This is a genomic window from Herbidospora galbida, from assembly GCF_005233835.1.
In the GTDB taxonomy this organism is placed as follows: domain Bacteria; phylum Actinomycetota; class Actinomycetes; order Streptosporangiales; family Streptosporangiaceae; genus Herbidospora; species Herbidospora galbida.
Map to the genome: position 1 here is coordinate 24,617 of NZ_SZQA01000056.1, position 12,143 is coordinate 36,759.

Annotated in this window: 16 protein-coding genes and 1 pseudogene; 11 read left to right on the forward strand and 6 right to left on the reverse strand. The window is 70.3% G+C overall.

The annotated features are described in order from the left end of the window. Positions 1 to 60 precede the first annotated feature (60 nt). Positions 61 to 477 (forward strand): hypothetical protein, encoded by a 417-nt coding sequence (locus FDA94_RS35580; RefSeq protein ID WP_137251432.1) that lies wholly within the window; start codon positions 61 to 63, stop codon positions 475 to 477. On the opposite strand, the gene FDA94_RS35585 is transcribed toward FDA94_RS35580, so the two are convergent. Next, entirely contained in the window at positions 474 to 731 is a 258-nt protein-coding gene (locus FDA94_RS35585; RefSeq protein ID WP_342778563.1) for a DUF6458 family protein, read from the reverse strand. The two genes, FDA94_RS35580 and FDA94_RS35585, sit on opposite strands and share 4 nt — an antisense overlap. Before the next feature lie 65 nt (positions 732 to 796). Between FDA94_RS35585 and FDA94_RS35590 the strand changes: the two genes are divergently transcribed. The 6 genes from FDA94_RS35590 to FDA94_RS35615 all read left to right on the forward strand — a co-directional run bounded on the left by FDA94_RS35590 (position 797) and on the right by FDA94_RS35615 (position 4,331). Continuing rightward, entirely contained in the window at positions 797 to 1,366 is a 570-nt protein-coding gene (locus tag FDA94_RS35590; RefSeq protein WP_137251434.1) for a hypothetical protein, read from the forward strand. Then, a complete protein-coding gene (locus FDA94_RS35595; protein ID WP_137251435.1) occupies positions 1,366 to 1,914 on the forward strand; it encodes a hypothetical protein in 549 nt (182 codons plus the stop codon). The genes FDA94_RS35590 and FDA94_RS35595 overlap by 1 nt, the downstream gene beginning before the upstream one ends. A 5-nt stretch (positions 1,915 to 1,919) precedes the next feature. Further along, the gene (locus tag FDA94_RS35600) at positions 1,920 to 2,111 is read left to right on the forward strand and encodes a hypothetical protein (RefSeq protein ID WP_030450147.1); all 192 of its coding nucleotides are present in this window, start codon (positions 1,920 to 1,922) and stop codon (positions 2,109 to 2,111) included. A gap of 618 nt (positions 2,112 to 2,729) precedes the next feature. Beyond that, positions 2,730 to 3,644 carry an N-6 DNA methylase gene (locus tag FDA94_RS35605; RefSeq protein WP_137251436.1) on the forward strand — a complete coding sequence of 305 codons (915 nt, stop codon included), beginning with the start codon at positions 2,730 to 2,732 and terminating at the stop codon, positions 3,642 to 3,644. 22 nt (positions 3,645 to 3,666) lie between these two features. After that, entirely contained in the window at positions 3,667 to 3,948 is a 282-nt protein-coding gene (locus tag FDA94_RS35610) for an ArsR/SmtB family transcription factor (RefSeq protein WP_170991266.1), read from the forward strand. Then, on the forward strand, positions 3,945 to 4,331 hold the full coding sequence (locus FDA94_RS35615; protein ID WP_137251437.1) for a VOC family protein: 387 nt from the start codon (positions 3,945 to 3,947) through the stop codon (positions 4,329 to 4,331). The genes FDA94_RS35610 and FDA94_RS35615 overlap by 4 nt, the downstream gene beginning before the upstream one ends. Here FDA94_RS35615 and FDA94_RS35620 read toward each other — a convergent pair. Next, positions 4,306 to 6,126: an ABC transporter ATP-binding protein gene (locus FDA94_RS35620; protein ID WP_137251438.1), complete on the reverse strand. Its 1,821-nt coding sequence runs from the start codon at positions 6,124 to 6,126 to the stop codon at positions 4,306 to 4,308. The genes FDA94_RS35615 and FDA94_RS35620 overlap by 26 nt on opposite strands. Positions 6,127 to 6,277: 151 nt before the next feature. On the opposite strand from FDA94_RS35620, the gene FDA94_RS35625 reads away from it, so the two are divergent. From FDA94_RS35625 to FDA94_RS35635, 3 genes are all read left to right on the forward strand, one after another. Then, positions 6,278 to 6,622: a hypothetical protein gene (locus FDA94_RS35625; protein WP_137251439.1), complete on the forward strand. Its 345-nt coding sequence runs from the start codon at positions 6,278 to 6,280 to the stop codon at positions 6,620 to 6,622. A gap of 108 nt (positions 6,623 to 6,730) precedes the next feature. Beyond that, positions 6,731 to 7,348 carry a nicotinamide riboside transporter PnuC gene (gene pnuC / locus FDA94_RS35630; protein WP_137251440.1) on the forward strand — a complete coding sequence of 206 codons (618 nt, stop codon included), beginning with the start codon at positions 6,731 to 6,733 and terminating at the stop codon, positions 7,346 to 7,348. Beyond that, positions 7,345 to 8,466 carry an AAA family ATPase gene (locus tag FDA94_RS35635; protein WP_137251441.1) on the forward strand — a complete coding sequence of 374 codons (1,122 nt, stop codon included), beginning with the start codon at positions 7,345 to 7,347 and terminating at the stop codon, positions 8,464 to 8,466. The genes pnuC and FDA94_RS35635 overlap by 4 nt, the downstream gene beginning before the upstream one ends. Here the strand turns inward: FDA94_RS35635 and FDA94_RS35640 are convergent. Genes FDA94_RS35640 through FDA94_RS35655 form a run of 4 tightly spaced genes read right to left on the reverse strand, consistent with a single transcriptional unit; the run spans position 8,414 to position 11,688 of the window. Further along, positions 8,414 to 9,091, reverse strand: a complete 678-nt coding sequence (locus FDA94_RS35640; protein WP_137251442.1) for a GNAT family N-acetyltransferase — start codon at positions 9,089 to 9,091, stop codon at positions 8,414 to 8,416. The genes FDA94_RS35635 and FDA94_RS35640 overlap by 53 nt on opposite strands. Beyond that, complete coding sequence (locus FDA94_RS35645) at positions 9,091 to 10,071, reverse strand: transporter substrate-binding domain-containing protein (protein WP_137251443.1); 981 nt, start codon at positions 10,069 to 10,071, stop codon at positions 9,091 to 9,093. Before FDA94_RS35645 ends, FDA94_RS35640 begins: the two co-directional genes overlap by 1 nt. A gap of 13 nt (positions 10,072 to 10,084) precedes the next feature. Further along, complete coding sequence (locus FDA94_RS35650; protein ID WP_137251444.1) at positions 10,085 to 10,837, reverse strand: amino acid ABC transporter ATP-binding protein; 753 nt, start codon at positions 10,835 to 10,837, stop codon at positions 10,085 to 10,087. Continuing rightward, positions 10,834 to 11,688, reverse strand: coding sequence for an amino acid ABC transporter permease (locus FDA94_RS35655; RefSeq protein WP_137251445.1), 855 nt, complete (start codon positions 11,686 to 11,688; stop codon positions 10,834 to 10,836). Before FDA94_RS35655 ends, FDA94_RS35650 begins: the two co-directional genes overlap by 4 nt. Before the next feature lie 128 nt (positions 11,689 to 11,816). Here FDA94_RS35655 and FDA94_RS35660 point away from each other — a divergent pair. Then, positions 11,817 to 12,143, forward strand: a pseudogene (locus FDA94_RS35660) (LLM class flavin-dependent oxidoreductase); the annotation flags it as partial.

Below are 12,143 nucleotides of genomic sequence, written 5' to 3' on the forward strand. Positions count from 1 at the left end.
CACGGAACAACCTTAGCGCAGATTCGCGCCCCGCGTGCACCGACGCGTAGTGTGGCGATCATGGGAAGGCGCCCACAGGTCGATCACGAGGAACTGGCGAGGCTCTCCGCCAGGGGTTGGTCCAACGCCGACCTGGCGGCCCACTTCGGCGTCACCGAGTCGGGCATCCTCCAGGCCAAGCGCTCGGCGGGCCTCTCGAAGCCCATGACCGACCATTCGGCCGCCATCCCCTGGAAGCTGGCCAGGCTCCACTCCCAGTCCGGCCCCGCCACCAACCTGCGGAATCTCTCGGCCGCCGCCCAGGGCCGGGCCGTACCGAAAGAGAAGATCAACACGGCCCTGCGGTGGGCCAGGAGGCTCGTCGACAACGGCCTCGACATCGCCTACGACCAGGATCAGGGCTTCCACGAGATCGAGGCGCCCGAGGGCTCGCACATCGCGCGGGTCCTCCGGTCGGCTCAGGAGAAGCTCGACTAGAGCGTCTTGTCCCGCATGTCGACCGTGTTCACCAGGTCGTTCTCGACCATCTGATCAGATGACTGCCGCCGGCGGGCGAGGAGCGTGGTCACCACGCCGCTGACCACGCCGACGCACATCATGATCCAGCCGATCGCCTGAAGGTCGAAGCCGGGCGCCTCCCATTTCACGGCGAACGCCAGCACCGCCCCTACCACCACGAAAGCCAAACTGGCTCCAAATCCCATAAGGATGCCGCCTACCCGGCAGTTCATGGGTTACGCCCGCATTTCACGGGCAGTCCGGAGTGTCGAAGACAAGCAGACAGCCGGAGGCAGACATGAGCGCCATCGCATGGGTGGTCGTGGTCGTAGCCGTCGTCGTGGCGCTGGGAGCCATCGGGTACGTCGTGGCGGGCCAGAGCCGGCGGCGCCACCTGCAGGACCGATTCGGCCCCGAATACGACCGCGTCGTCCAGGACGCCGACAACCGCAGGGACGCCGAGCAGGAGCTGCTGGCCCGTGAGGCCCGCTACGCCGACCTCGACATCCGACCCCTCGACGCCGAGGCCCGGGACACGTACGCGAAGAAGTGGCGGGAGGTGCAGGAGCGGTTCGTCGACGCGCCGAGTTTCGCCGTCACCGAGGCGGACGCCCTGGTCACCGCCGTCATGGCCGACCGCGGCTACCCGACGGACGAGTTCGAGGAGCGCGTGAACGTCCTGTCGGTCGGGCACGCCGGGACCCTCGACCGCTACCGCCAGGCCCACGAGATCAGCGGCCGGGCCGCCCGGCAGGAGGCCACCACCGAGGACCTCCGCCAGGCCATGGTCCACTACCGCGCCCTGTTCGACGAGCTTCTCGACGACGACGTGCACGCCCACTCTCCCCGCAAGGAGGCCGATCACTGATGACCACGTACAACCCTTACGACCGTGACAAGACGGCCGAGACCGACAGAGACGACGTCCTCGCGGACGAGCGCCAGGACGACGACTACCGGAACGACGACAAGCTCGTCGCCTCCGACCTGGTCCCGGGGCCGCGCAACACCGACGACCTGAGCGCCGACGACCGCAACGCCGAGAGCGCCCCCGTGGGCGTGGCCGGCGGCGCCTCCGTCACCTCGCCCGACGCCGTCGACGAGGCCCACCGCGACACCGCGGGCGACCTCGCCGACGCCGAGGAGACCACCCTCGAGGAGCCGTCGACCACGCCGAGCGCGGTCGACGACATCGACTTCGACGAGCGCTGGCGGGACATCAAGGCCGCGTTCGTCGACGACCCGCGCGAGTCGGTCGAGAAGGCCGACGCGCTGATCGACGAGGCCGTCTCGGCCCTGGCCGCCAAGCGCCAGTCGCTGGTCGACCAGTGGAAGAACTCCGGCACCAACGACACCGAGCAGCTTCGCCTCGCACTCCGCGAGTACCGCAACCTGTTCGACCGGCTGAAGGGATAAGTCACATGCTGGCCATCGCCGCGGCGGTCGTCTTCGGGATCGCCTTCCTGCTCGACCTGCTCAACGCCGACATCGGCATCGGGCTGACCGCTCTCATCGCACTCGGGCTCTGCCTGCTCGCCCTCCACCAGGCCGGCATCGGCACCGCGAGCGTCGGCAACGGCGGCTCCTGGCGCCGGGGCCGGGTCCGCAGGTAAACCCGTCCAGAAGAATCGCCGCGCGGCCGCTCAGGGCCGCGCGGCTATCTTTTTCTGTACGGCTTCGCCAACCCTGCGGCCATGAAACGCTCTGCCATATGCGCGCCACAAATGGCGACATAACCGGCGAACGGACAACCCTGGTCAACCCCGAAGCGCGACCTGTGCCCCCAGCACATCCACGACCTCACCTCGGCCGACATCGGGCACGCCCCGACCTTCGCAACCTGCGCTTCGACTGGGATTTCCTCCGGTCGGAATTCGAGCCGGGTCTGTACGATGCGCGAATCGGCCCACCATCTCCCCGGCCCGCCGCGCGCTGGCAGGCGACGATGGTGCCCCACGGGAACATCACGAAGAAGTCCGCCTGCTGGTCGCGCGCGCCTACGGCATCCCGATCGTGACCCCGGAGTCCTTCGCGCGGATCCTGGCCGGCCCCGAGACGCAGGCGAAAACCCGTCGCTCCTGACCGGGGAGCCATGGCACCATCCTCGACATGTTCACGACGTTCTTCCGAGTCGGCTAGCACTCCGCCGGCCACTCTGAGGCTCAGCCCGCGGCTGGCGAAGCGGGAACCGGCCATTCTGCCGTTCCCGGGCGCCGACCCGGAGCTACGTCATGCCCTCAGAGTTCCTCGTCCGTACCGTCACCGGCCTGGAAGACCTGACCGCCGCCGAGATCACCGAAGCCGGTCACCGCGTCGTCGACGTCACCAAACGGCAGCTCGTCGTCGAGGCCGCCGGGCCGATCGTGACCCGTCTGGCCGACGACCTGTTCGCCGTCCACGCGTCGGTCCCCGATCCGGGCCGTACCAAGGCCGGCCTGTGGCAGGCCGTCGCCCGTCTCACCGCCCACCTCGCGCCGGACTCCCCCATCAGCGTCACCGCGTCGTTCACCGGCGCCCGGAACTTCAGCCGGTACGACATCGAGGACGCCGTCGGCGCGCGGCTCGGCGTGCCCTACTTCTCCCGCCGCCACGGCGCTCCCCCGCCGCCGGGGACCGCCGATCTGCGGGTGACCCTCGACGGCAAGGCGATGTGGCTGGGGGTGCGGCCCCACGCCGTCCCGCTGCACCGCCGCGCCTGGCGGAAGGCCACGGTGGTCGGCAGCCTGCACCCGCCGGTCGCCGCCGCGATGGCCCGGCTGGCCGACATCCGACCTGGTCATGTGGTGTTCGATCCGTGTTGCGGAGCCGGGACGCTGCTCATCGAGGCCAAGCACCTGGAACCCGGCGCGAGCTATCGGGGCGACGACATCGACCCGGTGGCCATCCGGGCCGCGCGCCTCAACGATCCGGCCATCGCATGGCGTACAGGAGCCGGAAAGCCCGACCGGATTCTGGCCAATCCTCCCTGGGGTGTCCGCCTTCCGGTCGCCGAGGACCTGTCGAAGCGCTGGCCGGAGGCCGGCAGGCTGGTCGCCATTCTGGGTGAGGGTCAGCGGCTCGACCGGCGGTGGACGACGGTCGGCGAGTATCCGCTGAGCGTCGCCGGGAGGCGGGTCCGGATCGTCGTCGCCTTGATAGGCAAGTAGCGACTTGCCTATACTCCTGCGGGTGGGTGACATCTTCAAAGCCCTCGCCGACCCCACCCGCAGGAAGATCCTCGACGCGCTGACCGAACGCGACGGTCAGACGCTGTTCGAGATCTGCTCCCGCCTGGCCGCCAAACACCAGCTGGCCTCGTCGAGACAGGCCATCTCGCAGCACCTCGACGTGCTGGAGACGGCCGGGCTCGTCGAGACCCGCCGGGAGGGCCGGTACAAGTTCCATTTCATCGATCCAGCACCGCTGCGGCAGATCGCCGAGCGGTGGATTCCGTCAGAGGAGCCGCCATGAAGATCACCATGCTGAGTGTCATGGTCGACGACCAGGACAAGGGCCTGGCCTTCTACACCGACGTCCTCGGCTTCGTGAAGAAGACCGAGATTCCCATGGGCGAGTTCCGCTGGCTCACCGTGGTCTCGCCCGAGCAGCCGGACGGGACCGAGCTCGTGATCGAGCCCGACGCCCATCCGGCCGCCAAGCCGTGGAAGGCCGCCCTGGTCGCCGACGGCATCCCCGTCGTCGTGTTCGAGGTCGCCGACGTCCACAAGGAGTTCGAGCGCCTGCGGGACCTCGGGGTCCGGTTCACCCAGGAGCCGGCGGACATGGGGCCGGTGACGACCGCCGTGTTCGACGACACCTGTGGCAACCTCATCCAGATCCACTCGCCGAACTGACGGTCTGCTGCTCCTCCTCGACGAGGAAGCCGCCCGACTGGTGGTGCCAGAGCCGCGAGTAGGGGCCCTCGGACGCCAGCAGTTCGGCGTGGGAGCCCTGTTCGGCGATCTCACCCCGGTCGAGCACGACCAGGCGGTCCATCCGCACGACCGTGCTCAGCCGGTGGGCGACCACCAGTGCGGTCCGGTCGCGCATGAGCCGCCAGAGCGCCTCCTGCACGAGGAGCTCGCTCTCGGAGTCGAGGGCGCTGGTGGCCTCGTCCAGGAGCAGGATCGGCGCGTCGCGAAGGATCGCCCGCGCGAGCGCGACCCGCTGCCGCTGGCCGCCTGACAGCTTCACGCCGCGTTCGCCGACGAGGGTGTCGAAGCCCATCGGCAGGCCCTCGACGAACTCGGTCACGTGGGCGGCGTGGGCCGCCTCCATGATCTCGGCCTCGGTGGCCCCGGGCCGGGCGAAGGCGATGTTCTCCCGCAGGGTGCGGTGGAACATCGCCGGTTCCTGCGGCACGTAGGCGATCAGACTGCGCAGGTCGGCCTGCTTCATCCGGCTGATGTCCTGGCCGCCGACGAGGATCCGGCCGCCCTGGATGTCCATCAGCCGCAGCAGCAGCCGGGTGAGCGTGGTCTTGCCGCCGCCCGACCGGCCGACCAGCCCGATCTTCGTGCCGGCCGGCACGTCGAGGTCGAGCCCGTCGAACAGCGGCGGGTTGCTCTCGTGGGCGAAGACGACCCGTTCGAACCGCACTCCCGCGTCGGCCGCCCGCAGCGGTTGCGGCTGCGGATGGTCGACCACCTTCGGCGGTTCGAGCAGCAGCTCGGTGAACTGCCCCGCCTCGGTGAGCACGCTCTCCATCCGGCGGTAGACCTGGTTGAACTCGAACATGATGCCGGTGGCGTGCGCGTAGTAGGTGAAGGTCACCATGAGCGCCTCGATGCCGAGACCGCCGCGCAGCACCACGGCGAGGAGCACGCCGGCCGTGCTGGTGATGATCGACATCGGCGCGACGACCACGTCGACGCGCATGTTGCCGTAGTCCCACGATCGCAGCTGGGCCCGGCGCACCTCGGCCAGCCGCAGCCGGGTCTCGGCGGCCTCCCGGCCCTCGGCCGCGAAGGCGCGGACCGTGTCCATGTTCGACAGGACGTCCGCGACGTGCCCCGACATCCGGACGCTGGCCGCCTCCCGGATGTTGACGAGCCGCTGGCGGCGCACGATCAACGGCGACACCACGAAACCGGTGACGACGATCAGGCTGACCAGCACCACCACCAGGATCGGGTGGTACTGCCACAGCACGACCGAGGCGAAGATCAGCGGCAGCAGCTTGGCGATGATCCCGAAGACCAGGGTGTCGACGAAGGACTCGAACGAGCGGGAGAAGGCGAGCACCCGCTTGGTGAGCGATCCGGCGAAGTTGTCATGGAAGAACGCCGCGTCCTTGGCCAGCAGTTCGTCCATGCCGATGACGCCGAGGTCCTCCATCCCGCGCGCGTCGATGCGGTTGAGGAAGTGGAGCCCGCCCCGCCAGATGATCTCGCCGAGCAGCAGGACCGCGCCGAACCCGAGGACGTACGGGATGAGCGTGCCGGCCTCGCTCTCCCCGGCGGCAAGGCGGCCGACCAGGGAGGCCACCACGAGCGGGGCCAGGTAGAAGAGACAGATGTTGCCCAGTGCCGGCAGGAACAGGGCGGGTGTGGCGATGGGCCACTTGAGGCGCAGTTGCGTTAAGTAGTAGCGGAGTACGAGTCGTACGGCTGATTTCGGTGGCTCTGGTGTGTCACCTGATTCCGTCATGAAGTGGATCCCCCAATTCGCTCCGCCACCATGGTTTCGCAGTGGGTGAACGGGAGGCCAACGGTTTTCCGTCGTGTCGATCTTGGACACGCGGCGTGAGCGGCTGGATACTCGACGCGCTCCCCCCGGAACCCTCTCTATAGGAGTATCGATGCGCTACCTGAGCATCCCCTTCGCCGTCCTCGCGGCGGGAGCATGCCTGTCCTTCGCCACCCCGGCCGGCGCCACGTCGACGCCGGTCTCGGCCCCGGCGGCCGTCGACGGCTACCAGGTCGTCACGCTGCCCAACGCCAACGTGCCGAACTTCCAGCGGCGCACCGTCACCTGCCCGGCGGGCAAGCGGGTGATCGGCGGCGGCGCCGAGGCCCAGGGCAACGAGGCGATCCTGGTGGGGTCGTTCCCCACTCCGTCCGGCAACGGCTGGATCGGCCTCGGCCGCCAGACCGGCAACTCCACCGTCGGCATCAGCGTGTTCGCCATCTGCGCGAACGCCTGATCCGGCGGAACCCGCCACGGTCCCGGTCCGGGGCCGTGGCGGCCCGCACTCCGATTCGGCGGGCCGAATTGATATCGTCCTCGCGACGATGAGGAGTGTTTGGGCGCTATGACCGATCTGCTCGGACCGTTACTCGAACCCGCCTTCACCCTGGGCGGGGTGCCGACGAGCTGGGCGGAACTTCTCGGATTCGCCACCGGCCTGCTGACCGTCTGGATGGTGGCCCGGCAGAACATCTGGAACTGGCCGCTCGGGGTGGCCAACGTCATCCTGCTCGGCCTGGTCTTCCTGACCGCGGGGCTGTACGCGGACGCGGCCCTGCAGATCGTCTACGTCGTGCTCGGCCTGTACGGCTGGTGGCAGTGGGCCTACGGCGGCGCGGACCGGACCGCCCTGCGGGTCTCCCGGACCGGCGCGGCCGAATGGGTCTGGCTGGGGCTCGCCGGGGTGACGGCGACGGCCCTGCTGACGGCGGCGCTGTCGGCCTACACCGACTCGTCGGTGCCGTTCTGGGACGCGCTGACCACGTCGTTGTCGCTGATGGCGACCTACGGCCAGACGCGCAAGCGGGTGGAGTCGTGGTGGCTGTGGATCGCCGCCGATGTGGTGTACATCCCGCTGTACGCGTACAAGAACCTGTATCTGACCAGCGCCCTCTACGTGCTGTTCCTGGCGCTGTGCGTCATGGGGCTGCGGGCCTGGCGGCCGGTGGCGGTGGCCCGGTGAGCTACGCGCACGGACTCGTCATCGGGAAGTTCTATCCGCCGCACGCCGGCCACCACCACCTCATCGACACCGCGGCGGAGCGGTGTGAGCTGGTCACGGTGGTCGTGGCGGCCAACGCGGTGGAGACGATCCCGCTCGCCGACCGCGCGGCCTGGCTGCGCGAGGCGCACCCCCAGCCCAACGTGGTGATAGCGCCGGTCGTGGACGACATCGCGATCGACTACGACGACCCGGAGATCTGGACCGCCCACGTGGACGTCTTCCGGTTCGCCCTCGCCCTGGCGCACGGCCCCGGCGTGGCGGTCGACGCGGTGTTCAGCTCCGAGGACTACGGCGACGAACTGGCCCGCCGCTTCGGCGCCGTGCACGTGCCGGTCGACCCGGCCCGGGAGCGGCACCCGGTCAGCGGGACGCTGGCCAGAGAGGATCCGGTCGCGGCGTGGCCGTGGCTGAGCCCGGCGGTCCGGGCCCACCTGGCCCGGCGCGTGGTCGTCGTCGGCGCGGAGTCGACCGGCACGACCACGCTGACCCGCGCGCTGACCGCCCACTACGCCGCGCGCGGCGGCGTCTGGGCGGCCACCCGCTGGGTGCCCGAATACGGCCGCACCTACTGCGAGGAGAAGCTGGCCCTGGCCCGACGGGCGGCCAAACTCGCCGGCGAGCCGGAACCGTGGATGGACGACCTCCGGTGGCGCCCCGAGGAGTTCACCGTCGTCGCCGAACGCCAGCTCGCCTGGGAGGACGCCGCCGCGCGGGTGGGTTCGCCGGTGCTGTTCTGCGACACCGACCCCTTCGCCACCGCCCTGTGGCAGGAACGGTACGCCGGGACCACGACCGACGAGGTGTGGCGGATCGCCGACCGCGCCCGGCACGACCTGTGGATCCACACCAGCGTCGAGGGCGTCCCCTTCGAACAGGACGGCTGGCGCGACGGCGAGCACCTCCGGCACGCCATGGACGCGCGCTTCCGGGAGCTGCTGGCCGCGCGCGGGATGCCACACCTGGTCGTGTCCGGCCCGCCCGCCCGGCGGCTGGAGACCGCGGTGCGGGCGGTGGACGCGCTGTTCAGCCGGCCGGCACCCGGACCTGGCGGAACAGCCGCCGCGCCCGGAGGGTGAAGCCGAGCTTCTCGTACAGGCGGATGGCGTTGACGTTCGACGCCGAGGCGTGCATGAACGGGGTCTCGCCGCGCGCCCGGATGCCGGCCGCCACCCCGAGGACCAGCCGGGTGGCCAGCCCCTGCCCGCGGAACGAGGCGTCGGTGCAGACCGCGCTGATCTCGGTCCAGCCGGGCGGGTGCAGCCGCTCCCCCGCCATCGCGACGAGCTTGCCCTCGTGGCGGACGCCCAGGTAGGTGCCCATCTCGATGGTCCGGGGCAGGAACGGCCCCGGTTCGGTGCGGGCCACCAGGTCGAGCATGTCGGGCACGTCGTCGGGGGTGAGCACGACCGCCTCGTCGAAGGGTTGGCCCCACACGGCGCTGCCGTCGAGCTGCACTCCGTCGATGTTCTGCACGATCTCCCAGCCGTCCGGCAGGGGCGCGTCGAAGGTCAGGCTGATGGTGCCGCCGGGGCCGGCGAAGGAGGCGATGGCCGCCCACTCCTCGGGGTTCGGGTCGCCGGGGACCCCGAGGAAGACCGACACGTCCGGCTGGTAGCGGCGCACCCCGCCCCGCACCTCGGCGAGGTGGGCGTGCGGGCCGGTCAGCGCCGCCCAGCCGGGGTTGTCGAGTACGTGCGCCATCAGCCCTCCTGCAGCGGCAGGCCGGGCGGGTTGATCCGCGACTCGGGGATGGCCTCGTTGCCCAGGCCCCAGCGGTCGAGCACCTTCTGGTAGCTGCCGTCCTTGATGACCGTGTTGAGGGCCTCGTTGAGCGGCTTGACCAGGCCGTTGTCCTTCAGGGTCATGGCGGCGATGAGGCCCTGGAGGTCGGGCCCGGCGCCGGAGGCGGTGCCGACGATCTTCGTGTCCGCACCGACGGCGACGTTGTAGGCGATGCTCGGGTTCGGGCCGAAGTAGGCCTGGATGCGGCCCGACTTCAGGGCGAGCAGGGCGTCGCCGTAGAGGTTGTAGTAGGAGATCTCGGCGGGCTTGAGACCGGCGTCCTTGTTCTGCTCGTCCCAGTCGAGCAGGATCTTCTCCTGGTTGGTGCCCGACCCGACCGAGACCTTCAGCCCGGCGATGTCGGCGGGCTTGGCGATGGCGGCGATCGGGCTGTTCGCGGCCACCTGCCAGGCGAGCTGGTCGACGCGGTAGGTCGCGAAGTCGTAGATGTCCTTGCGTTCCTCGGTGACGGTCACGTTGTTGAAGACCGCCTCCAGCTTGCCCGACTTGGCGCCGACGAAGAGGTTCTCCCAGGAGCTGATCTCGCTGGCGTACTCCAGGCCGAGCACGTCGGCGACGAGCTGGGCGAGGTCGGTCTCGACGCCGATGTAGGTGAGGTCGTCGTCGGCCAGGAACCCGAGCGGCGGCGCGCCCTCGCCGCTGTGCCCGACGAGCAGCTTGCCGTCGGCGGCGATGGCCGGGGGCACCTGCGCGGCGATGGCGTCGACCTTCTGGGCGCGGATGCGCTGCTGGTCGGGGCTGGTGTTGACGGCGCCGCCGGACGGGGCGGCCGACCCGGCCGCCGTCGCGGGTGGCGCGGCGGCGTTCTCGGGTCCGGGCTCGGCGCCGCAGGCCGCCAGGAAGATCAGAAGGGCTGCGGGCACGGCGAATCGGCGCATGGGGGGTTTCTCCTTAGAGGACGCGGCTGATGAACGCGCGGGTGCGTTCGTGCTGGGGGTGGTCGATGACCTGGTCGGGCGGTCCCTGCTCGACGACGAGGCCCTCGTCGAGGAAGACGACGGTGTCGGCGGCCTCGCGGGCGAAGCCGATCTCGTGCGTGACGACGACCATGGTCGTGCCCGATTTCGCCAGGTCGCGCATGACGTCGAGGACCTCGCCGACCAGTTCGGGGTCGAGGGCGGAGGTGGGCTCGTCGAACAGCACGACCTTGGGGTCGAGGGCCAGGGCGCGGGCGATGGCGACGCGCTGGCGCTGGCCGCCGGACAGCGTGCCCGGGTAGGCGTCGGCCTTGTCGGACAGGCCCACCCGCAGGAGCAGGCGGTTCACGGTCTCGGCGACCTCGGCCTTCGGGCGGCGCTGGGCCGAGAGGGGGGCCTCGGCGACGTTCTCCCGTACGGTCAGATGGGGGAACAGGTTGAAGTTCTGGAAGACGAAGCCGATCTTCGTACGCTGCCGGAGGATCTCCCGTTCGGGCAGCTCGTGCAGCACGTCGCCGGAGCGCCGGTAGCCGACGAGCTCGCCGTCGACGGCGACCGTGCCGGCGTCGACCTTCTCCAGGTGGTTGATGGTGCGCAGCAGTGTCGACTTGCCCGACCCCGACGGGCCCAGGACGACGGCGACCTCCCCGGGGGCGACCTTCAGGCTGACGCCGCGCAGCACGCGCAGGGCGCCGAAGCTCTTGTGCACCCCGTCGATCTCGATCATGACCGGCCTCGTCCGTAGTGGCGTTCGATGTAGTGCTGGACCACCGACATGACCGTGGTCAGCGCGAGGTACCAGATGGCGGCGACCAGCAGCAGCGCGACCACCCGGCCGTTGCGCATGTAGATGACCTGGACCTGGTAGAAGAGCTCGGGCAGGGCCATGATGTAGACCACCGAGGTGCCCTTGACCAGGCCGATGATCTCGTTGCCGGCGTTCGGGACGATGCTCCGCATGGCCTGCGGCAGGATGATCCGGAAGAACCGCCGCACCCGGCGGATGCCCAGCGCGGCGGCGGCCTCCCGCTGGCCCGGGTCGACCGCGAGCAGCCCGCCGCGCACGATCTCGGCGGCGTAGGCGGCCTGGTGCAGCGCCAGCCCGAGCGCGGCGGCGGTGACCGGCCCGATCAGGTCCATCGTGCCGACCGAGAAGAACGAGGGCCCGAACGGGATCCCGAACGACAGGCGCGGATAGAGCAGCGCCAGGTTGTACCAGAACAGCAGCTGCAGGATCAGCGGCACGGCCCGGAACACCCAGACGTACCCCCAGGCGACCGACGACAGCAGCGGGTTGGGCGACAGCCGCATCACCGCGAGCACCCCGCCGAGCGCGAAGCCGAAGACGGTGCCGAGGGCGGTCAGCTCCAGCGTGAGCAGCACCGCGCGGAGCACCGAGGGCGCGAAGAGGTACTGGCCGACCACCTCCCACTCCCAGGCAGGGTTGGTGACCAGCGAGTTGGCGGCCATGGCGAGCAGCATCACCACCCCGGCGGCGGCCAGCCACCGGAACGGATGCCGGGTGGGCGCCACCTTCGACCCGGTGGCTTGCCGGACGGCCGGCGCGGTCGTGGTCATGGGGGGCGTGCCTCCTCTTTGGGATGACTGAAGCTCAGCATGTTATGGACATTTCCGTCAAGTCCTACTTGTTAAGTAGGTAATTATTCCCTACTATTCCTGTAGGAAAAGCCGTTCGAGGAGACCACATGACTCTGCATCTGGCCGCCGCCCTCGACGGCGCCGGGTGGCATCCCGCCGCCTGGCGTGCCGAGGGCGCGAGCCCGGACGCCCTGTTCACCGCCGCCTACTGGACCTACCTGGTCCAGGAGGCCGAACGAGGGCTGCTCGACTTCGTCACCTTCGAGGACACCATCCGGCTGCGGACCTGTCCGGGCGACGAGGTGACCGGCCCGCTCGACGCGATGCTCCTGGCCACGGCGACCGCCCCGCTGACGTCCCGGATCGGGCTCGTCCCCGCGGCCGGCAGCGGCGACGCGGCGGCCGGGCTCGCCGCCCTCGACCGGGCCGGCCCC

What these genes read in the sequence shown, in the direction of transcription:
- FDA94_RS35615 (WP_137251437.1), top strand. Translation starts at nt 3,945, where the DNA reads ATGAAGATCACCATGCTGAGTGTCATGGTCGACGACCAGGACAAGGGC.
- FDA94_RS35645 (WP_137251443.1), bottom strand. Translation starts at nt 10,071, where the DNA reads ATGCGCCGATTCGCCGTGCCCGCAGCCCTTCTGATCTTCCTGGCGGCC.
- pnuC (WP_137251440.1), top strand. Translation starts at nt 6,731, where the DNA reads ATGACCGATCTGCTCGGACCGTTACTCGAACCCGCCTTCACCCTGGGC.
- FDA94_RS35620 (WP_137251438.1), bottom strand. Translation starts at nt 6,126, where the DNA reads ATGACGGAATCAGGTGACACACCAGAGCCACCGAAATCAGCCGTACGA.
- FDA94_RS35640 (WP_137251442.1), bottom strand. Translation starts at nt 9,091, where the DNA reads ATGGCGCACGTACTCGACAACCCCGGCTGGGCGGCGCTGACCGGCCCG.
- FDA94_RS35605 (WP_137251436.1), top strand. Translation starts at nt 2,730, where the DNA reads ATGCCCTCAGAGTTCCTCGTCCGTACCGTCACCGGCCTGGAAGACCTG.
- FDA94_RS35590 (WP_137251434.1), top strand. Translation starts at nt 797, where the DNA reads ATGAGCGCCATCGCATGGGTGGTCGTGGTCGTAGCCGTCGTCGTGGCG.
- FDA94_RS35600 (WP_030450147.1), top strand. Translation starts at nt 1,920, where the DNA reads ATGCTGGCCATCGCCGCGGCGGTCGTCTTCGGGATCGCCTTCCTGCTC.
- FDA94_RS35650 (WP_137251444.1), bottom strand. Translation starts at nt 10,837, where the DNA reads ATGATCGAGATCGACGGGGTGCACAAGAGCTTCGGCGCCCTGCGCGTG.
- FDA94_RS35595 (WP_137251435.1), top strand. Translation starts at nt 1,366, where the DNA reads ATGACCACGTACAACCCTTACGACCGTGACAAGACGGCCGAGACCGAC.
- FDA94_RS35580 (WP_137251432.1), top strand. Translation starts at nt 61, where the DNA reads ATGGGAAGGCGCCCACAGGTCGATCACGAGGAACTGGCGAGGCTCTCC.
- FDA94_RS35655 (WP_137251445.1), bottom strand. Translation starts at nt 11,688, where the DNA reads ATGACCACGACCGCGCCGGCCGTCCGGCAAGCCACCGGGTCGAAGGTG.
- FDA94_RS35585 (WP_342778563.1), bottom strand. Translation starts at nt 731, where the DNA reads ATGAACTGCCGGGTAGGCGGCATCCTTATGGGATTTGGAGCCAGTTTG.
- FDA94_RS35625 (WP_137251439.1), top strand. Translation starts at nt 6,278, where the DNA reads ATGCGCTACCTGAGCATCCCCTTCGCCGTCCTCGCGGCGGGAGCATGC.